Below are 19,674 nucleotides of genomic sequence, written 5' to 3'. Positions count from 1 at the left end.
ATTACATTAGACTTTCCGCTGGCTTTGCCTGCCTTTATAGTGTGAAGTCCCACGCCCAAGCCCGCACATCCTGAACAACTCCCCCGGCGCAGCACCACACCAGGGTCAGCCAAAGATTGCAATCGGATGAAATGCGCGGTAAAACGCAGCGCTAGCCTTGGCACAACTGCGGTCAGCCATCACGTTTTGAACATCCTACTCTTCCCATCAACTCATTAAGCCAATATGAAACCTGCGAGTGGATACGCTTTTGGCCCCAAGGCCAGCACACAAGTGGCGATAGCTGCGGTGAGCAGCGCGATGGCGCGTGGCGGCATCAGTCAGGCGGGGCAGATTTTTTTGTTTCTCTCGACCCATTTCCAGCACCAGATCGACGATTGCCTGCGCGCCATTGTTGGCATCAGCGGCTGCATGAATGTGGCAGGAGCCAGTGCGGCCGGTGTGTTTACCGAGCAGGACTGGTCGCTGGATTCGCCTGCGGCCGCAGCCTTGGTTTTGCCGCCGGATTATCCGGTGCAAAAGCGTAATTCGCATCTGGCACTGGCAGCGCCCAATGCCATCAACCAGTTCTGGCTCAACGACGGATCGGTCAAATTTGGCGGCATTGCCGGGGATGCCACCGGGCAAGGCCATTACGCCTTGTGGCAGGCCGCGCAGCAGCGCTTTAGCTATATCCAGATTCCGCTGGAAGCACGCAGCACGATTGTTTCCGAGGGGGTGCAAACCTTAAGCCCAGGCTATAGCATCACCAGCTGCCAGGGGCTGATTCTGGAGAGCCTGGATCATCGGCCGGCACTGGAAACGCTCGGGCCTCTGCTGGCACGTTATCCGCAGGAAAGCTTGCTGGCGCAAATCGAGCCCAACTCCAACATCCAGCGCACCATGCCGCACTGGATACCGGTGATTGGCACCGATCTGAGCCGGGGCTCGGTGATGCTGGCGCACGAGCTGCAAGCGGGTAGCAATCTGTGCTGGGGACATTTTGACGCCGCCAGCGCCTGCGATGAGTTGGCGCGCAAAATCATTCATCAACTAGCGGGCAAGCCGCAGCCGCGCTGGGCGCTGGCGTTTTCCAGCCATCGCCGCGCCATGGCCGCCGATGGCCTGCGCGAACCGGACTGGGACGTGCTACGCAAAACGCTGCCTGATGTACCATTTGCCGGCTTTTACGGCAACGGGCAGATTATTCCGCTCTCCAGCGTCGACAAGCTGAACGGCATCGTCGACAATAGTGTGCTTCTGGCTTTATTTGATTGACCGAGACTCCGCCCATGCTGTTCAACCCTAGCCGCGATCAGGCACGCCGCTTTTTCATTACTTGCTGGCAAAAACATCAACAGGGGCTGCTGCTGGCCGATCTGGAAGCGATTGTTATCGATGTACTGATGGCGCACCCCGAATATCACGTCTATCTGAGCGAAGACTATATTGATCGAGACTGGCCGCCCGAGCATGGCGACAGCAACCCCTTTCTGCACATCAGTCTGCACCTGGCGATTGCCGAGCAACTCTCGATTGATCAGCCCGCTGGCGTTCGCCAGCTCTACAGCCAACTGCACACGCAACACGGCGATGCGCACAAGGCGCTGCACGATATGCTGGAATGTCTGGGTGAAATGATCTGGCAAGCCCAGCGCCACAATACCGCGCCGGACCCGAATATCTATCTGGACGGGCTACGCGCCCGGGTCAAGCTAAGCCGCTAAATTGAATAACCGGGGTATTGCCCCGCAGGGCAACGCCAGAAAGAGCTAGCGAGCAATACCCCTAGGGCTTGATTTCCGGCGCGATGGCTTCGATTTCCCGAATGCGCGCCTCTATACCCGATTGCAGGTAAAAATCCACCTGGGGCTGGCGAAGCGCCAGATTGAACTGCTCCAGTGCCGAGGTATATTCCTTCAGGCGCAAATAATATTCACCCTGCATCTGATATTGCTGCGTCAGCTTGCCTTGCCGGGCGTAGAGCTTGGCAGCACGCTGGTAGAGCTGCGCATCGCTGGCATAAATGGCCAGCGCATCATCCAGCTCGCTGCGTGCCTGCGCGTACATGCCCGCCGCAATTTGCGCGTCAATCAAGCCGTAAAGCAAGGCGCGGCTGGCCGGATAACGCAAACTCGCCTCGTTCAGAATCCTGACCGCCGCCGCATGCTCACCTTGCGCCAGACGGATATTCCCTGCCAGATATTCCAGCGCCGGGTACGATTTTTTCCCGCCAGCAAAAATGGCCTTGGCTTGCTGCAAAGCCTGCCAGGCCTGATCGTAATCGCGGTTTTGAAATAACGCCAAAGCCAGCCCGTAGCGCTGTGCGGCTTCGTCGGCGTAGCGTTTTTCGGCCAGCGTCTTCTGGTAGTAGCCGATGGCCTCTCTGCCGCCCATCTGCAAGGTGCGGCATTTTTCGCGTACAAACAAAAACTCGGGCGAATCGGGCACCTGGCGATAGCCTGTTTGCCCCAAGCGGCTTTGCGCGTCGGCAATCCGCTTCATCGTGACTGGGTGCGTACGCAAAAACTCCGGCGCATTATTTTCCACCAGCCGGTTATGCGTTTGTAAGCGCTCAAAAAACGTCGCCATGGCGGCAGGGTCATAGCCTGACTTTTGCAAGGTCTGCATGCCGATGCGATCCGCCTCCTGCTCGAACGAGTAGGTAAAATCCAACTGGCGCTGCACCGAAACGCCCATCGTCGCACTAATGGCCGCCGCAGCCGCATCGCCCCGGCCCAAGCTGCTGGCCACCAGCGCGGCAGCAATCCCCGCCAGGCTCAGCCACGGGCTGCCTTTCATGCCTTCCATCAAGCGGGCAATATGGTTTTGCGTCACATGGGCAATTTCGTGCGACAGCACGCTGGCGACTTCCGATTCATGTCTGGCCTGCACAATCAAGCCGGTATGCACGCCGACAAAACCGCCAGGAATGGCAAAGGCATTGATACTGGCATTGAGCATGGGGAAAAAAGTGAACTGCGGCTCGCTCACCTCGGCGGCCTCGGTCAGGCGATTGCCCATCGTGGCGAGAAAAGCCAGGATTTCCGGGTCTTCAACCAGATCGCCACTGCGCCGGATATGCCGCATGGCCGACTCGCCAATCTCGCGCTCTTGCTGCTTGCTCAAGCCTTGCTGCGATACATCGCCCAAATCGGGCAATTTTTCGGCATAAGTCACCGGCATCGCCAGCACCAGCGCCAGCGCGGCCGCCATGATTGTTAGCTTCAAACCATACCCCCACCAAGTATAAGCACAAAGAGTATATCTAGATTAACAGCCAGACTATTACCCCGTAACGGGCAATTTTACCAAGTGCCAGATACACCAAGACCATGGGCCAGGGCCAACGCAGCCACCCCGCCAGTGCGCACAAGAGATCGCCAGCAAGCGGCACCCAGGAGAGCAGCAGTGACGCGGGGCCGAATCGGGTGGCCCAGCGCTGCCAGCTCGCCCAGCGCGATGACGCCGGCGCGACCGGCAATTGACGCCCCAACCATATCGTGAGCATGCCACCCAGAATATTGCCCAGCGACACGGCAATCCATGCGGCCAGCCACAGCTGCGGCTGAAAATGCAGCGCTGCCGCAAACACCGCCTCGGATTGGCCCGGCAAAATGGTTGCGGAAGTAAAGGCCGACAGCCACAGGCCTGCCAGCCAGACCAGCGTTTGCATCAGGGCTGGGCAAGCACAAACGGCGCTTTGGCGTGCGCAGCAATGGCCGCAGACAGATCAGCAAAAAATTCGCCAGTTCCCCGCGTATTGATCCATGCACCATCAAGCAGGCGATAGTGATAGCCGCCCGATTTGGCTGCGATCCACAATTCCTGATTGGGCGTATGGCGATTCACAATCACCTTGCTGCCATCTTCAAATTCGATTTCCAGCACATTGCCCGCACGCAAAGGATCGACATCAAAGGCGACCTCGTCAAGCGCGTTTTCAATGTGCGCAAAGATTGCGTCGCTTGCGGTCAAGAATTCCGATTCCGTCATGATTTGGCCTTGCCATGTTAAACTGCAATTTTGCCATTACTTGCTTAATTATGCGTGCGCTGATTGTATTTATCTGTGTGGCCAGCCTGCTGACCGCCTGCGGTTTCAAAGGCCCGCTCTACCTGCCCCAAACTCCGGCGAGCGATTCGCCCAAGCCGGCGAGCAGCACGGCATCAATGGCCAGCTCTGCAGCCGTGGATTCTACTGCGATAAAATAGTCTGCGGCGGCGCCATAAAAAAAGCGGCTTACGCCGCTTTTTTACATTCTGCTTCGAGAAGCGCATCAGAAAAATTCAAATGATCAGAAACGCTCTGGCAATTTCTGCACAATGATGATGCGCTTGTTTTCCAGGCGGATATAGCCGCCAAACACCAACTCTTTCAAAATGCGCGCAATCATTTCGCGCGACGAGCCGACCCGGTCGGCGATGGCCTGCTGCGTCAGCGGCTGGCTAACCATTTCCACGCCGTTTTCATTGATTAGCATCGATTCAAACAGCGCACGCACACGGCCATACACATCGAGCAAAGCCAGATTTTTCATCGTAGTCGATAAATGACGCACCATGGCAGCCAGATTTTGCACCACCAGATCTTTCACGTGCGGCTCTCTGTCCATCGCCTCGCAAAATTCCTGCTTGGAGAACATCAGGAAGGTTGAATCTTCCTCACACTGGCACGACCAACCGCGTGGCTCATTATCTATTAGCGAAATCTCACCGAGAGCATCGCCCGGCTCTACCACCATAAACACAAACTCTTTGCCTTGATTGTCGCTAGCAAAGCAACGGGCACGGCCTTCAATCAGCACATACATCGACTCAGCCGGATCGCCCTCACGAAAGAGGAAAGTGCCCTTAGGCATCGAGCGCTTCAAGCCCGTAGTCAGGATGTACTCGAGCTGATCGTCCGGAAAACCTTGCAACAAGGGGATAGCTTTTAAAATTTCCAACATATGCAACACCTTTTCTCGATTCAAAAATTCCAATTTGCAGGGTTTGACAACAGCTTGATGGCCGTCTTAACAGGCCCTAGAAATGTTCGGGCAGTTTTTTCAGGATCAGAATCCGTCTGCGCCCGGTTTCCACATAACCGCCAGCGACCAGTTCTTTCATTACCTTGGCAATCATTTCACGCGAAGCACCCACCCGGTCGGCCAGATCCTGCTGCGTTAGCAAATCATCAATCAGCAGGCCTTCGTCGGTTTGTACCGCCATCGCCTCAAACACATTGCGGATTCGCCCGTACACATCTTTGAGTGCCAGATCGCTCACCGCCCGCGTCAGACGACGAATAATCATGGCGGCGTTGCGCAGCATGGCATCCTTGATTTGCGGATGAGTGTCGAGCAGAGCAAAAAAACTCTGCCGGGAGATCGACAGAAATACACAATCTTCATCGGCTTCAGCACACACCGCCCTGACTTCATCGCACAGCAGCGAAAGCTCGCCAAACGACACGCCAGGCTCAACCACACCGTACACAAACTGGCGTCCGGCATCGTTGCTGTGAAAAATGCGCAAGCGCCCTTCCACCAGCACCAGCAATTGCTCGACCGGCTCGCCTTCGTTAAAGATCAGCATCCCTTTCGAATAATGTCGTGGTGTTGCTACTGCTTCCAGATCGTGCAGATCGCTATCTGACAAAGAGGCAAACAGCTCAACATTCGACAGCACCGATTTAAATGTCATTAAGCCTCCTTAATGGGGTTTACCCTGCGTTTTTTGCGTCACAGCGCTGGCCGCCGAAGCGGTTTCCGACCCGGCCTGCGCAGCATGATCTTCAGCAGCAGCCTCCATCGGTGAGAGCTGCCCCGTGGTCACATCCGGCGGTGGCGGCACGATATCGATTTTTTTGCTTTGCATGTACTCGTTCATTTCTTTCCAGCCAGCAAAAATATCCGACTTGGCCACCTTGGCGTTGCGGCGATAGCAATCTTCGAGCGAGCGGCCACTGTGCCGACACGCAGCACCAATCGCCTTGCCGTTGGCCTTGGGTTTATTCACCGCTTCGAGCAGCTGATCACATGCGCTCAGGGCCAAAGTCAGCGGCAGCATTAGCAGCAATGTTTTGAGTGCTTTCACATGCACACCTTCAAGCAGAAAATCAAGGTAAATTGTAAGACAAAAAGCCCGTTAAGTCGCAACAACCTAACGGGCTTTTACTATTTGCGACAGCTAAAGACTTACAGTTGTTGGATACCCGCCAGCAACCAACGTGGATCGCCGCTCATCGGGCGAACAAAGTGCCACATTTCCTTGAATGGCACCGCCGGCGCGTTCAGGCTTTCGCTAACCCGACCGCTAAATTCAACACTGGCCACCATACGGCCACCTTCGTCGACGGCCTCGATGATTTGCAGATTCAACTCAGGGAATTCGGCCACGTCATGATTGCCACCAATATCCTGCTTGAGCTGCTCGAACAGATCGGGCGTCATATAGCGGCGGATTTCTTCGGCCTGATCAGGCGAATTCAAAGCCTGAATATGCAGGAAGCTGGCACGAGCCTGGCGCAGGAAAGCCGCAGCTTCAGTCCCATCTGGCAAACGGGTAATTGGCGTAGCTGGCGCAGTATACGCACCACCAGCCCCCTGCCCAATACGGAAACCACCACTCAGATCATTTGGCGCAGATTGAAACGCCTGTGGCTGGTAACTTGGCTGATGAGCAGGCTGCGGATTAGCCGGATTCATCGCTGGCACGCCAGCATAGGCATGCGCCTGAGCAGCTGGTTTGCTATTGCGACGACGCATCAGCATCACGCCACCGGCGGTCAATACGCCCAGCAACAGCAAAGTACCCCAAGGGATACCACTATCGCCCTCGGCTGCACCAGAGGCATTATTGCCCATCATATAACCGAGCAAGCCGCCAACAGCCAGACCACCCAGAATACCGCCCATCATGCCGCTGCTGCTTTTCTTCTGCTGTACAGGAACCGGTGCCATTGGCGCAGGCTGCTGCGGCTGAGCCTGACGCTGCGGTGCCGGTTGAGCCTGACGCTGCATACCTGCAGAGCGGCCGCCGCCAACACGCTTGGCTTCTGCAATATGACTAGTGAACAAAGTCGTGCTCATCAGCACCACCATCAAGGTTTGACTGAAACGGGCCATAAATTTTCCTTCCTGTAGAAATCGGTTTTCTGCGGTTTTTCTGCTCAATGTGCCATTAGTGCGGCCAAAGGCCCACAAGTTCAAGCGCTGGGCATATATTTATTGCGGAAAACACATGGTTATACACAGGTATATCCACATAAACTATATATAATAAGCCCTAGCAGACAATACCCTTCAAAACAAAAATGCATCTGCTGTATGCAGCCGCTAAAATGCGATCGCGCCACACATGATTCCACCCAAACAGGGAATGATTCAATTAGTACACTTTGGCATCAGACCGAATCGGCATGGATACATCACTCGATATTCTGGATTTGCTCGCGCATCTGCTCAATCAGCACTTTGAGTGCCATCGCCACTTTCGTGGTGTCCACCGAAACGGATTTGGAGCCAAAGGTATTGGCTTCACGGTTGAGTTCCTGCATCAGGAAATCGAGGCGTTTGCCCGCGTTGCCGCCAGTTTTCACAATCCGGCGCAGTTCGGCAATATGGGTGTGCAGGCGATCCACTTCTTCCTGTACGTCGATTTTTTGCGCAAACAGCACCAGCTCCTGACGAATGCGATCATCATCGGCAGTGCCAATCGCATCAATAAAGCGCTGTTTTAATTTTGTCTCGTACTCGTCGATGATTTGCGGCAGGCGCGGTTTGATCTCGAGCAGAATGTGCTCCATTTCATCAGCGCGAGCCAGCAGGATTTCGCCCAGCTTGGCGCCTTCGCGGGCGCGGGAAGCGAGAAACTCATCCAGTGCGGCGTCCAGAATCTCCAGTGCCGTACTCTGCAAAATGTCAGTGGGCAAGGCGTCTGACTCGATCACGCCAGGCCAGCGCAGAATTTCACCCATGCGCAGATCACCCGCCTGCAGTTGATGCTCCTTCACCTGATCGGCCAGCCGCAGCAGCTCGGCGACCAAAGCGTTGTTTAGGCGCAACTGGGTTGCGGCCCCTTCTCGGGCATTGAAACTGACACGACATTCAAGCTTGCCACGGTTGAGACGACCGGTGAGCTTTTCACGAATCGCGCCTTCGAGCGCGCGAAAATCCTCTGGTAAACGCAGGGTTAGATCCAGAAAACGATGGTTGACCGCGCGCAACTCAACGGCCAGAACACCATGCGACAATTCGCGTTGACTACTGGCGTAACCAGTCATGCTATAAATCATATAAATCCTTTGTAAGAAGCCGCTTTACAATTGCCAAGTCGCGACACACAATTCACTGATACTCCGATTATAACGAAAGCCACGCATGGCCACCCCTAGCAATCAACCGCTTTCGCGCGGATTCCAGTTACAAAATTACACGATTGCCAAGCTACTCTCAGCTGGCGGCTTCAGTATTGTCTATTTGGCGCACGACGAGAACGATTATCCGGTCGCCATCAAGGAGTATCTGCCCAATTCGCTTGCGCTGCGCAAAGAAGGTGTTGCCGTGCAGGCCACCAGCGAAGAAAACATCGCACTGTTTCGCCATGGCCTGAAGTGTTTCTTTGAAGAAGGCAAAACGCTGGCACGGATTCAGCACCCGAATATTGTACGGGTACTGAATTTTTTCCGTGCCAACGAAACCGTCTATATGGTGATGGAATACGAGCGCGGGCGTACCTTGCAAAAAGAAATCCAGCTCAACCACGAGCGCGAAGGCGTCGATGAAAAGCTGATCCGCAGCGTTTTTTATAATCTGCTCAACGGCCTGCGTGAAGTTCACCTGAACAAGCTGCTGCACCTGGATATCAAGCCAGCCAATATTTATATCCGCAAAGATGGCTCACCTGTACTGCTTGATTTTGGTTCGGCCCGCCAGACACTCAGCACCGAACACGCACGACTAACGCCCATGTATACGCCCGGCTTTGCCGCACCAGAACAATATCGGCGCAAAGATCAATTAGGGCCTTGGACCGACATTTATGGCGTTGGTGCGTCGATGTTTGCCTGCATTGCCGGTACGGCACCGCAGGCCTCGGATTCGCGCGAAAAGGAAGACAAAGTTCAGCGCCTTGAAACGCTGTACGCTGATCGCTATTCACCCGAATTGCTCAATCTGATTCATCAATGCATCGCGGTTGATCCAACCCAGCGCCCGCAAAGCGTGTTGCAAATCCAGAAACTCCTGCTTGAACCGGGCTCGCCGCCGAATAAAAAATCCAATCTGCTCAATTCGATCAAACGCAAATGGCAAGATATGACCCGCCCCAAGCGCAAAGGTGAAGAATGAAATTTACCGTTTTTCAGGATAGCCGCAAGGGTGGCCGTGAATACAATCAGGATCGCGTGGGTTACTCCTACAGCCGCGATGCCTTGCTACTGGTCGTGGCCGACGGCATGGGTGGGCATTTGCACGGCGAAGTCGCCGCACAGATCACGGTGGAGCTGCTAAGCGATCAGTTTCAAAAAAAAGCCGCGCCAATTATCCATAGCCCGGCGCAATTTCTGGCCGATGCGCTGCTCAATTGCCATGAAGCCATTTACAACTACGCCATTGCACAGCATTTGCTGGAAGTGCCGCGCACCACAGTCGTCGCCTGCATTATCCAGGACGATATTGCCTACTGGGCGCATGTGGGCGATTCGCGCCTGTACCTGATCCGCAACGGCAAAACCATCGCGCAAACGCGTGATCACTCCAAGGTGCAAAAGCTGGTTGAATCCGGCGTAATCACCGCCGAGCAGGCCTTACACCACGCGGAAAAAAATAAAATCTACAATTGCCTGGGCGGCACGCTAATGCCGGATATTGATGTCGGCGGACGGGTCATGCTGCAGGATGGCGATTGTGTGATGCTCTGTACTGACGGGCTGTGGGGCTCTTTGGCCGATGATGAAATCAACCACTTTCTGACCTCGTTCCCGGTGATGTTTGCCGTGCCCCAATTGCTCGACAAAGCCGAATTGCGCGGCGGCAAATTTGGTGACAATCTGACCGCACTGGCCATTAACTGGCATGAAGCCGATATGGCAGAAGACCCGAGCTTTGTCTCGACCGTCAAGCTTGATCAGAACACGATCAGTACCCATGTCGATGCGCTTGGCACCAGCGCGACGCCATCGATCAGCGAAGAAGACATCGAACGCGCCATTGCCGAAATCCAGGCCGCAATCAGCAAGTTCTCCAAATAAAGACCAAAGGGTATACCCTTATAGAACATACACAGCTAAGCCTTCAAGGCAATACCCCATAAAAAAACCTCAAGCATGCTTGAGGTTTTTTTATTGTCCTACCATCACCGAAAATCAGGAACCAATACGGCCACCGTCGTCCTTGGTGATGACAATCGTTGCCGAGCGCGGGCGTTTGCCTGCACCGTAACCGGCATTGCTTGGCCACTGGCTAGTGTACTTGCTCGGGTCAGCAATATCGGCCATCTTGGTCGTTTCACCCGGATGCTGAATATTGATAAAGATGGCCTTGCCGTCTGGTGTTTCGCAGAAACCCGTGATCTCGCAATCTTTCGGGCCAACCAGGAAGCGTTTCAATTTGTCTGCGGCAGGTGCGGCACCGACTTTGGTCGCCACATCCAGCTTGCTGCCATCAGCTTTGGTGTAGCTGAGCGTTTTATTCGCGCCGTCGCCCACTTTGCCAGGAATCGCGGCCAGCATCATGCAGTTGGTCACGTCGGTATAGGCGCCGTCATCGGTCTGAATCCAGCAAATACCAGTACTAGGGCTAAACACCAGGCCATCAGGTGATGACATATCCTGATCATCAGTCAGGTTAGACAGATTGATCATGGCTTTGTCGGCATCGGCTTCGGCGGCAAACACATACACATCCCAGCTAAATGCACCCACGGTTGCGCCTTCTTTGGTACGCAGAATATGGCCGTTCGGGTTACCCGTACCTTTTTTGCCGTCAACGTCGGCATAAGCACGTGGGTTGGCGCTGTCAGGCACTAGCTTCGAGCCAGAAGCCGCATTGACATCACGATTACTGTTGTTCGTTAGTGTCTGGTAGTACTCACCCGTCACCGGATGCACGCCACCCCACTCTGGCCTGTCCATCTTCGTGGCACCCACCGCATCGCCTGCCAGGCGGGTGTTGACACAAATGTCAGCCTGATCAGCAAAAGTGTACGCGGTGTAGTTTTTGATCAATGGGTTATTCAGCGACAACTCGATCCATTCGCCCGTGCCATCGGCGTTGAATTTGGCCACGTACAGCGTGCCTTCGTTCAGATATTTGTCACCGGTTGCCATGCGGTCAGCCGGATTGGCGTCTGCGGCAGACCACAGCGCTTTGGAAACAAATTTGTACATGTATTCATTGCGCGAGTCATCGCCCAGATACACAGTCAGCGGTTTACCAACAACAGCAATACCGAATGCGGCGCTTTCATGGGCAAAGCGGCCCAGTGCCGTGCGTTTTTTCAGTGATTTGGTTTTATCGTAGGCATCCATCTCGATGATATAGCCTTGACCATTCATCTCGTTGCGGTAGTCATCGCTGCCATCGGCTGATGTACCCAGTTTGCTGATATTCCAACGGGCGTATTTGTCTTCACTGCCGCCCGTTTCCCAGCCGTGGCGCGATGCAGCACCTGCATTGCGGCCATAACGTTTCATGGCCACAACGCTCTTATCATTGCGTGCGGCATCATCGGTGGCTAGGCGGAAGAAGTAACCAGACCAGTTTTCTTCACCCGACAGGAAAGTACCCCAAGGTGACTTGCCAGTACCGCAGTTGTTGATCGTGCCGCGGGTTTTTGTCCCATCTGGCGAATATTTGGTTTTGAGCAAGGCATTGCCGCGCGCAGGACCGGCGATTTCTACTTCGGTCAATGGCGTAACACGGCGGTTGAAGTTTGAGGCTTGGACCGTAGCCCATTTGCGATTGCTCGCCTTGATTTCAACCACCGACAAACCGTGGATCGCGACTTCTTTGTCCACTTCAGCGGCAGGACGTGGCAGGGTGCTGGTGCCGCCATTGCCGAACAGGAAGAACGACGATTTGATTTCATCCGTCGTCGCTTCATGATTCATCGCCAGCAAGGCGCGATCTGAGGCGGTTGCAGATGGCTTGCCAGCACTATCAAGACCAAAATATTCCATGCCATCGTGATGGTCGCCAGCACGATTTTCAAAGTCGCCATCCGTGCCGTCATTTTTGAACGCGGCGGTGTTGGCCGTCAGCGGATCACCCAGCGCGTAGATAATCTGGTAGCTGTAACCCGCCGGGATCACCACTTTGTCCAGCGTGCTCTTGGCCACCGCGGCAAAGCCCAGGCTAGCCATAATCGGATTGAGTGGCGTTGCGGGCGTGGGCGATGGGCTGCTAGATGGCGCTGGCGTAGTCAGCGAATTACTAACGCTCTCACCTGACGAACAGGCGGTTAAACCCAAACCGGTGCTAGCCAATACCGCAGCACCAGACAAACTCATTCCCAGAAAACCACGGCGGTTTAAACGCTGCTCCAGAATGGTGTCAAACGTCGGATTGGCCGAGTGGTTAGAGTTTTCATCATTGAAATCATTAGACTTGGACATGCGCTTTATGCCTTGGCGGTAAAAAAGCGCTACTCTAAAGCCGGAATGTGACAGGAAATCGTCAAAAATATTACGATTTGATGAGCGCCAGCCATTCTGAACCGTGAACAGTTCCAGCATTTAGCGCCGCAAATACTTCCTCACTGCTGCATTATGTTCATCGAGGGTATTCGAAAATTGGCTAGATCCATCGCCGCGCGCAACGAAATACAGGGCAGAGGTATCTGCTGGTTGCACCGCTGCGCGCAGGGCGGCTTCGCCCACCATGGCAATCGGCGTTGGTGTTAGGCCATGGCGCGTGTAAGTGTTATACGGCGTATCGGTGCGCAGATGCGCTTTGGTGATATCGCCGTCAAACGCCTCGCCTACGCCATAGACGACGGCCGGATCAGTCTGCAGGCGCATGCCCAGCTTGAGTCGGTTGATAAATACACCCGCCACCAGCGGCCTGTCACTGGCGCGGCCGGTTTCTTTTTCCACCAAGGAGGCCAGTATCAAAACCTCGTAGGGATCTTGCAGCGGCAAGCCTTCTTTGCGTGCCGCCCACGCTTCATCCAGTTTTTTTTGCAGCAGGCGGTGAGCGCGCGCCAGCAGTTTCAAATCCGAGCTGCCCGCCTCGATCTGATATGTTTCCGGAAAAAACAGCCCCTCGGGCGAGCTGGCCGTAATACCCAGTTGCGCCAGAATTTCGGCGTCGCTGAGCTTGGCGCTATCATGTTTCAGCTGCGGATGCGTATTTAGCGCACGGCGCACATCGCGCCAATTCCAGCCCTCGACAATCGTCACCATTAACTCGTCGGTGTCACCTTTGGCGAGCTTGCGCAATAAAACCCACGGCGAAATATCGGCGCTAATGCGATAGCGCCCGGCTTTAAGCTGCGTATCCTTGCCGCTGATGCGGGCGAGCCAGACAAACAAGGTGGGCGAATCAATCGCGCCCTGCTCTTTGAGCTGATTCGCCAAAGCTTGCACGCTGCCCGCCTGCAGCACCACGGCACCCGCGGCAGGTTTGGCTTGCGGCTCGCTGGCCCAGCTGTAAAACCAGAATCCGGCCGCTGCCACGCTCACCGTCAGGATCAGCAGGGCAAAGCCCAGTAGCCGCCCCCAGGTTGACGGGGCCGGTTTTGTGGATGGTTTTACCGATGGTTTGCGCTTTGCGGGGGGTTTGGTCGCCACTTTCTACATCCAGATTGATTTAATCAGTTACGCTATCAGCGGCCTGCTCGCTGCTGCGCTGCTGCAGTTTTTCCGCCTGCTTGACGGCATAAAATTTCTGCACATTGGCCAATTCGCGCGAGCGAAACATCGGCGGCAGACTCTTCCAGATCATTTTGCCGTATTGTTTCTCGACTAAGCGCGTATCCGCAATCATCAAGATCCCAATATCAGTTTCATCACGAATCAGCCGCCCCGCGCCCTGCTTGAGCGTAATCGTCGCATTGGGCAATTGATAATCCATAAACGGGCTGCGCCCGGCCTTGGTGATCTGCTCCATTCTGGCCGAGAGCACCGGATCATCGGGCGGCGAAAACGGTAGCTTGTCGATCACGACGAGCGACAATTGCTCGCCGCGCACGTCGATACCCTCCCAGAACGTCTGGCTGGCGACCAGAATTGCGTTTGGCGCACGGCGGAATTGCTCCAATAATTCCGTCCTCGAGGTGGTGCCTTGCAAAAACACCGGCCAATCCAGATTGGCCTCTTTGAGTTTTTCCAGCACCAGCTCATGCGCCTCGCGCATCGCTTTCAGGCTGGTAAACAGCAAAAACGCATGGCCTTGCGTCGATTGCAATAGCGGCCACGCTTTTTCAACGACGGCATGGGTATAGCCCGGCGTATTTGGATTGGGCATGTCTTGCGGCACATACAGTACCGCCTGCTGCTTGTAATCGAAGGGGCTATCCCACGTTGCCGTCTCGGCTTTCCATAAGCCCAGTTCGTGCTGGAAATGCGTAAATTGATTATTCACTGCCAGCGTCGCCGAAGCGAAAATCCACGCGCGCGGGTTCATATTGATTTGTTTTTGGAATAGATCGGCGATATTCAGTGGCGTCACGTGCAGCAAAAAGCTGTGTTGCGTCACGTCGATCCAATGCACGGTTTCCTTGCTGTCTTCTTCCAGCCAATGGTCGAGCAAGGTGAGCATTTCACTGGCGCGCTGCTGGCATTTTTCCAGCCCTTCGGCACGCTCGGCCTGCTTGGCCAGCAATTGCGCAACGGTTTTCAGTTTGTCCTGCATCACCGCTAACTGGGTGAAAAACTCGCCAAAGCGCTCTTTCAATTCATGCTGTGGTAGGCGTAATTGCTCTTTGAAAACGAGGCGTACGTCTTTGGCGGCTTTTTCCAGCGCCTCGGCGGCATTGGGTAATTCGATAAAATCTTTCGCCACCACCAGCGCTTCGGCGCGGGCATCGCGGGCGATTTCGACCACCTGACCGCTAGTCAGCGTATCGCCAAAAAACAGGCTGGCCACTTCGGGCAGCTGGTGTGCCTCGTCAAAAATCACTGTATTGCAGGCGGGCAGCAATTCACCCGCGCCTTCGTCACGCAGCCAGACGTCGGCAAAAAACAGATGGTGATTCACCACCACCACATCAGCTTCCTGTGCCTCGCGCCGCGCTTTAAGGACGAAGCATTCTTTGTGGCTCGGGCAATCCTGCCCCAGGCAATTATCGCGCGTACTGGTCACATGCGACCAGATCGGCGCATCTTCCGGCACGCCTTGGCATTGCGCCTTATCGCCAGATTGCGTGCTGGCCGCGTAGCGTTTGACCTTTTGCAGATCGACGACGTCCTCGCGGCGCATAAAGCGGCCTTCATGCTCGGCGCGCTCGAGGTGATAGTGGCAAACGTAGTTGGAACGCCCTTTCAGTAGCGCCACCGTCACCGGCACTTTCAGCACATCGCGCACGCTGGGAATATCGCGCTTAAATAGCTGATCCTGCAGCGTTTTCGTCCCGGTTGACACAATGGTTTTACCGCCCGAGAGCAAGGCGGGCACCAGATAGGCAAAAGTCTTGCCTGTGCCCGTCCCCGCCTCGGCAATCAGCTGGCCGTGCCCGTCAATCGCCTTGGCCACCGCCTGCGCCATTTCCAGCTGCGGCTGGCGCAATTTATAGCCGGGAAAAGCCACAGAAAACGGGCCATCGTTGGCAAAGGCTTCTTCAAGAGTCATGGCACGCGCCGCAAAAAATTCAGACGGCGATTGTAGCAGCCAGCCAATTGTAGGGTGTGAAAATCCCACAGGGATTTGCGCACCGAAGACGAGAAGCTGCGCCAGCAAATGCGCTAAATGAATGTTGCATTAACATACCTGGCTCAGTTATTTTCTCCTTACTTCTGATAGTTTGGAGTAAGTTAAAAACCCTAATTCAACTTAAGGAAAAGTAATGAACAAGTTACAACAAATCGCACTTGCAAGCTGTTTGGCTATGGTTTCAGCCTTCAGCATGGCCGCAGCCGAAAACGGTACGGCTGTTGATACTGCGGGTTCAATTGGCCGTATTATAGGCTTGGCCTTATTTGGTTATATTGTGTTGAAAATTGTAAATCGAAATAAGTGATGCTTCTTCAGCTTTAAAGCCCACGCAAAGACGTGGGCTTTTTGTTGTTACGCATAAAGTGCGGGTGAACTTAGCATTGCCTGAATGTTCTATTTAGAAGACAGAACCATGAGCCAATCAAAACGACATCGCGCAATACTTCACTGCGAATTTCAATGCGGGCCCCAATTCAAACCAATCACATCCATCCCCAGCACGCCTAATTCAATACTCTGGTGCAGCGGCGTGACGCTAGGTGCTTCACCCTCCATCCCTGCCGCCGCGCGGGCGATCAGTAGCGGCAGAAAATGCTCGGGTGTTGGATGCGCACGATGCGCATGGCGCAGCCGATTTTGCCAGTCAAGCCAGAAGGCCTTACCCTGGGTATTGAGTGCTAGGTAGCTATCAGCAATGAATTCAGACGCATACTGCTCTACCGTATATTCACCCACCGCATTTTGCATCCGACTAAATGCATCACGTAGATTGTGCGTAATGCTGCCCGATGTCATCAGCAACACATCGTCAGGTAAAATTTGTCCTAGCCTTTCGCCCAGCGCCCAATGTGCAGCGTTGTCCATCGTATGCGACAGCGAAATCGTCACCAGCGGCACATCGGCTTGTGGGTAGATCAGTTTGAGCGGCACCCAAGCACCATGATCGAGCGCAGTATCATCGCTAATCGCCACATCTTGCCCGTCTGCCACCAAAGCTTGGGCAATCTGCAGCGCCAGCTCGGGTGCACCGCTCGGACGATATTGCATCTGGTACAGCTCGGGCGCAAAGCCGCCAAAATCATGCCACTCCTGCCATTGCACCGCCGTGCCCACCACGGTTTTGCGGGCGATATTGTGCGCCGAGATCAGCACAATCGCGCGCGGGCGCGGCATGGTTTGGCCCAATTGCTCCAGAAAATGGCGCGCCGGGATATCATCAATCACCGTCGATGGCGCGCCATGACTAATAAATAAACTGCGAAATTTGCGCATAAGAAGCTCCGTATCGTTTGTAAAATGATACGAGCAAGCCAGATAGTGTGCGGCGAAGAGTTTTGATGCTGTTGTGCAAAATGGCTGAATGCTTTGGGCGCAGCTACAACGCGTTGGGCAAGCAACAAGTGCTCGAAGCGACGAATACGGTAAACTAGGCAGACGGCTGGAGTCGGCCAAGAGCGGAACTATTTTTTTCAAAAAGCAGTGGAAAAACAGAGAGTATTTAGGGGTAATGAAGTGGAGTGGAAACCTCTTAGTGACATTGAATTATGGGATATGATTTTGGCATCTGAAGCCCGAATGAATGCAGAGCAATGTCGGGTGTGGGAGTTGCTAAAAATAACACCAGAGAAATGGAGTCAGTCGCCTTATGGCGAGATGGGCGGTGGCTTTTGGGTAGTCGGTATTATTGGAAATTTAGTGATATGGTTTAATGATATTGAAGATGGTTTTAATATTTCTCAATACAATAAATACGGAACAATCAAAGAATACACCTGCAATCAGGATGAGCTTGAATGGTCAATTCAGGCAATTCTAAACAACATCCAAAATGGATATTCATTTATACGTTGTAGCGCTCCCATTAATGGAGAATTCAAATCTTAGCTTTGTAGCCTTGTGGGTACGCCGTGCGCACGCGGGATAGAACAAGGAAATGATGCGCAACGCTCCGCGTTTCACACCCTTGACAGCTTTGGGTCGAGTGCAGCAGCTCAAGTCAGCTAGCAGCCATAAACGGTTGAAATATTTAAACTTGGAATCCCTATGGATATTATTTCGCCTACAGAGTTGCCATTCACTAGAGAGTCTGTTTTAAAAATGCTTTGGTGGGGTGAAAACCCAGCTCGTTCTCCATTTTCACATAAACAAATAGCCGAGAGGTGTGATAGATTTTGGTGCCAATATATTGATATTGATGCCACCGAGGAGATTGAAAAATTACTCCCCATTCTTGCTGAAATAGATACACAATGGGATTTATTTCTTGTAAATACATATCCTATAGAGCAATTGAAAAAATTATATTTGGATTTAATTTCAATGCCGGTAGAGTGGTTTACTGATTGGATAAAGCAAATTAACTAAACTATCTATATGTCCGCATTGGGTCGCTAGCCGCCTACTGCTCCGCAATCAAGTGGCCCAAAGTCTTCATTGCCTCTTCAAAATCTTCATTCCACTGCCCGCCAAAATTCAGCCGCATGCAGTTTTGAAATTGGCGGCTGGCGGAAAAGATCGGGCCGGGGGCGATGCTAATGCCTTGTTCGGCGGCTTGGCGGTGTAGGCGCAGCGTGTCAAAGCCGCTCGGAAATTCCAACCAGACAAAATAGCCGCCGCTAGGGCACGAGACGCGCACGGTGGATGGGAAATGGCGGCGGATCGCGTCCAGCATCAGCACCAGCTGCGATTCCAGCGTGTGGCGCAGTTTGCGCAGGTGTTTATCGTACGCGCCGGTTTGCAGGTAGTCGGCAATCGCCACTTGCGCAGGGACGCTGGCCGATAGCGTCGTCATTAATTTCAGTTGCTCCACTTGCCGTGCAAAGCGGCCTGGCGAAACCCAGCCGATGCGATAGCCGGGCGCGAGGCTTTTGGAAAACGAGCTGCAATGCATTACCCAGCCCTGCGTATCAAACGCTTTGGCTGGCAGCGGCTGGCGCGTGCCAAAGTACAGCTCGCCATACACATCGTCTTCGATCAGCGGAATTTGCCGCGCACTGAGCATGTGCACCAGCCGCTGCTTTTTTTCTTCGCTTAGGCTCACGCCCATCGGGTTTTGAAATGAGGTCATAAACCAGCAGGCTTTGACCGGGTGTTGCGCCAGCAGCGCCTCCAGCGAGTCTAAATCCAGCCCTTCTTTGGCACAAACAGGGATTTCGAGCGCGCGCATTTTCAGCCGTTCAATCGCTTGCAGCGGCGCGTAAAAGCCGGGCGATTCAATCGCGATTAAATCACCGGGCTGCGCAACGGCGGCGAGGCAAAGGTTAAGCGCTTCGAGCGCGCCATTGGTAATGATGATATTCTCCGGCGCTTGCGGTATGCCCAAGCCCAAATAGCGCAGCGCAATTTGCTGGCGTAGCGCCAAGTGCCCGGGCGGCAGGCTGGCGACGGTTTCCCACGGGTCGATAAAGCGAGCGGTGCTAGCCAAAGATTTGGCCAAGCGTGGTAAGGGGAAATGTTTCGGTGAAGGAAAAGCCGAGCCCAGCGGCAGAATATTGCGATCTTGCACCGCGCCTAGGATGCTGAAAATTAACTGGCTGATATCGACTTGCGCCGGTTGCGGCGTGGCGCTGCTGGCCTTGGGCATGGCAAACACATCGTGCTTGATACCGAGCGCAAAATAACCAGAGCGCTCGCGAGCGCGAACCAGACCGCGATCTTCCAGGCGGTGATAGGCCTCAAACACCGTTGACGCGCTGACCTGATGTTGCGCGCGCAATTTGCGGACCGACGGCAATTTGCTGCCTGCCGGTATCGTACCATTGCGAATATCGGCGGCGATCAGCTCGGCGAGCGCTTCATAGCGTTTCATAACAGACCTTCGTAGCGTTTCATAACAG

General features: G+C 54.2%; 21 protein-coding genes. 8 read left to right on the top strand and 13 right to left on the bottom strand.

Annotation, left to right across the window (positions count from 1 at the left end; genetic code table 11):
- The first annotated feature begins 225 nt into the window (after nt 1–225).
- Together FLS37_RS06970 and FLS37_RS06965 are read left to right on the top strand one after the other, a co-directional pair.
- Nucleotides 226–1,257, top strand: coding sequence for an FIST C-terminal domain-containing protein (locus FLS37_RS06970; protein WP_157315316.1), 1,032 nt, complete (start codon nt 226–228; stop codon nt 1,255–1,257).
- A 14-nt stretch (nt 1,258–1,271) separates the two neighbouring features.
- Nucleotides 1,272–1,706 carry a DUF1841 family protein gene (locus FLS37_RS06965; protein ID WP_198314521.1) on the top strand — a complete coding sequence of 145 codons (435 nt, stop codon included), beginning with the start codon at nt 1,272–1,274 and terminating at the stop codon, nt 1,704–1,706.
- A gap of 61 nt (nt 1,707–1,767) precedes the next feature.
- Here the strand turns inward: FLS37_RS06965 and FLS37_RS06960 are convergent, their stop codons facing one another.
- Genes FLS37_RS06960 through cyaY form a run of 3 tightly spaced genes read right to left on the bottom strand, consistent with a single transcriptional unit; the run spans nt 1,768 to nt 3,975 of the window.
- The gene (locus tag FLS37_RS06960; RefSeq protein WP_157315314.1) at nt 1,768–3,210 is read right to left on the bottom strand and encodes a M48 family metalloprotease; all 1,443 of its coding nucleotides are present in this window, start codon (nt 3,208–3,210) and stop codon (nt 1,768–1,770) included.
- Between the two features lie 37 nt (nt 3,211–3,247).
- Nucleotides 3,248–3,655 (bottom strand): YqaA family protein, encoded by a 408-nt coding sequence (locus tag FLS37_RS06955; protein WP_157315312.1) that lies wholly within the window; start codon nt 3,653–3,655, stop codon nt 3,248–3,250.
- Nucleotides 3,655–3,975 carry an iron donor protein CyaY gene (gene cyaY, locus FLS37_RS06950; RefSeq protein ID WP_157315310.1) on the bottom strand — a complete coding sequence of 107 codons (321 nt, stop codon included), beginning with the start codon at nt 3,973–3,975 and terminating at the stop codon, nt 3,655–3,657. The genes FLS37_RS06955 and cyaY overlap by 1 nt, the downstream gene beginning before the upstream one ends.
- Before the next feature lie 14 nt (nt 3,976–3,989).
- On the opposite strand from cyaY, the gene FLS37_RS17125 reads away from it, so the two are divergent.
- A complete protein-coding gene (locus FLS37_RS17125) occupies nt 3,990–4,193 on the top strand; it encodes a lipoprotein (RefSeq protein ID WP_198314520.1) in 204 nt (67 codons plus the stop codon).
- Nucleotides 4,194–4,276: 83 nt separating this feature from the next.
- On the opposite strand, the gene FLS37_RS06940 is transcribed toward FLS37_RS17125, so the two are convergent.
- The 5 genes from FLS37_RS06940 to FLS37_RS06920 all read right to left on the bottom strand — a co-directional run bounded on the left by FLS37_RS06940 (nt 4,277) and on the right by FLS37_RS06920 (nt 8,247).
- Entirely contained in the window at nt 4,277–4,930 is a 654-nt protein-coding gene (locus tag FLS37_RS06940; protein ID WP_157315308.1) for a Crp/Fnr family transcriptional regulator, read from the bottom strand.
- A gap of 76 nt (nt 4,931–5,006) precedes the next feature.
- Entirely contained in the window at nt 5,007–5,666 is a 660-nt protein-coding gene (locus FLS37_RS06935) for a Crp/Fnr family transcriptional regulator (protein ID WP_157315307.1), read from the bottom strand.
- 9 nt (nt 5,667–5,675) lie between these two features.
- Complete coding sequence (locus tag FLS37_RS06930) at nt 5,676–6,059, bottom strand: hypothetical protein (protein WP_198314519.1); 384 nt, start codon at nt 6,057–6,059, stop codon at nt 5,676–5,678.
- Nucleotides 6,060–6,160: 101 nt separating this feature from the next.
- Nucleotides 6,161–7,090: a Tim44 domain-containing protein gene (locus FLS37_RS06925; protein WP_157315303.1), complete on the bottom strand. Its 930-nt coding sequence runs from the start codon at nt 7,088–7,090 to the stop codon at nt 6,161–6,163.
- A 302-nt stretch (nt 7,091–7,392) separates the two neighbouring features.
- Complete coding sequence (locus FLS37_RS06920; protein ID WP_232522524.1) at nt 7,393–8,247, bottom strand: YicC/YloC family endoribonuclease; 855 nt, start codon at nt 8,245–8,247, stop codon at nt 7,393–7,395.
- Nucleotides 8,248–8,344: 97 nt separating this feature from the next.
- On the opposite strand from FLS37_RS06920, the gene FLS37_RS06915 reads away from it, so the two are divergent.
- Nucleotides 8,345–9,313, top strand: coding sequence for a serine/threonine-protein kinase (locus FLS37_RS06915; RefSeq protein ID WP_157315299.1), 969 nt, complete (start codon nt 8,345–8,347; stop codon nt 9,311–9,313).
- On the top strand, nt 9,310–10,215 hold the full coding sequence (locus tag FLS37_RS06910) for a PP2C family serine/threonine-protein phosphatase (protein ID WP_157315297.1): 906 nt from the start codon (nt 9,310–9,312) through the stop codon (nt 10,213–10,215). The genes FLS37_RS06915 and FLS37_RS06910 overlap by 4 nt, the downstream gene beginning before the upstream one ends.
- A 114-nt stretch (nt 10,216–10,329) precedes the next feature.
- Here the strand turns inward: FLS37_RS06910 and FLS37_RS06905 are convergent, their stop codons facing one another.
- The 3 genes from FLS37_RS06905 to FLS37_RS06895 form a co-directional block, all read right to left on the bottom strand.
- Entirely contained in the window at nt 10,330–12,579 is a 2,250-nt protein-coding gene (locus tag FLS37_RS06905) for a PhoX family phosphatase (protein WP_157315295.1), read from the bottom strand.
- 120 nt (nt 12,580–12,699) lie between these two features.
- Nucleotides 12,700–13,755: an endolytic transglycosylase MltG gene (mltG, locus tag FLS37_RS06900; protein ID WP_232522523.1), complete on the bottom strand. Its 1,056-nt coding sequence runs from the start codon at nt 13,753–13,755 to the stop codon at nt 12,700–12,702.
- Between the two features lie 19 nt (nt 13,756–13,774).
- On the bottom strand, nt 13,775–15,754 hold the full coding sequence (locus tag FLS37_RS06895) for an ATP-dependent DNA helicase (protein WP_157315293.1): 1,980 nt from the start codon (nt 15,752–15,754) through the stop codon (nt 13,775–13,777).
- Nucleotides 15,755–15,968: 214 nt separating this feature from the next.
- Between FLS37_RS06895 and FLS37_RS06890 the strand changes: the two genes are divergently transcribed.
- Nucleotides 15,969–16,142: a hypothetical protein gene (locus FLS37_RS06890; RefSeq protein WP_157315291.1), complete on the top strand. Its 174-nt coding sequence runs from the start codon at nt 15,969–15,971 to the stop codon at nt 16,140–16,142.
- A 152-nt stretch (nt 16,143–16,294) separates the two neighbouring features.
- Here the strand turns inward: FLS37_RS06890 and FLS37_RS06885 are convergent, their stop codons facing one another.
- Entirely contained in the window at nt 16,295–17,110 is an 816-nt protein-coding gene (locus FLS37_RS06885; protein WP_157315289.1) for a class III extradiol ring-cleavage dioxygenase, read from the bottom strand.
- A 240-nt stretch (nt 17,111–17,350) separates the two neighbouring features.
- Between FLS37_RS06885 and FLS37_RS06880 the strand changes: the two genes are divergently transcribed.
- Together FLS37_RS06880 and FLS37_RS06875 are read left to right on the top strand one after the other, a co-directional pair.
- Entirely contained in the window at nt 17,351–17,722 is a 372-nt protein-coding gene (locus FLS37_RS06880; protein ID WP_198314518.1) for a hypothetical protein, read from the top strand.
- 159 nt (nt 17,723–17,881) lie between these two features.
- On the top strand, nt 17,882–18,202 hold the full coding sequence (locus FLS37_RS06875) for a hypothetical protein (RefSeq protein WP_198314517.1): 321 nt from the start codon (nt 17,882–17,884) through the stop codon (nt 18,200–18,202).
- Between the two features lie 34 nt (nt 18,203–18,236).
- On the opposite strand, the gene FLS37_RS06870 is transcribed toward FLS37_RS06875, so the two are convergent.
- Nucleotides 18,237–19,646 carry a PLP-dependent aminotransferase family protein gene (locus FLS37_RS06870; protein ID WP_157315287.1) on the bottom strand — a complete coding sequence of 470 codons (1,410 nt, stop codon included), beginning with the start codon at nt 19,644–19,646 and terminating at the stop codon, nt 18,237–18,239.
- Between the last annotated feature and the right edge of the window lie 28 nt (nt 19,647–19,674).

This window comes from Chitinibacter sp. GC72 (assembly GCF_009760905.1).
Classification (GTDB): Bacteria; Pseudomonadota; Gammaproteobacteria; order Burkholderiales; family Chitinibacteraceae; genus Chitinibacter.
This window is presented reverse-complemented; position numbering and strand designations above follow the sequence as displayed.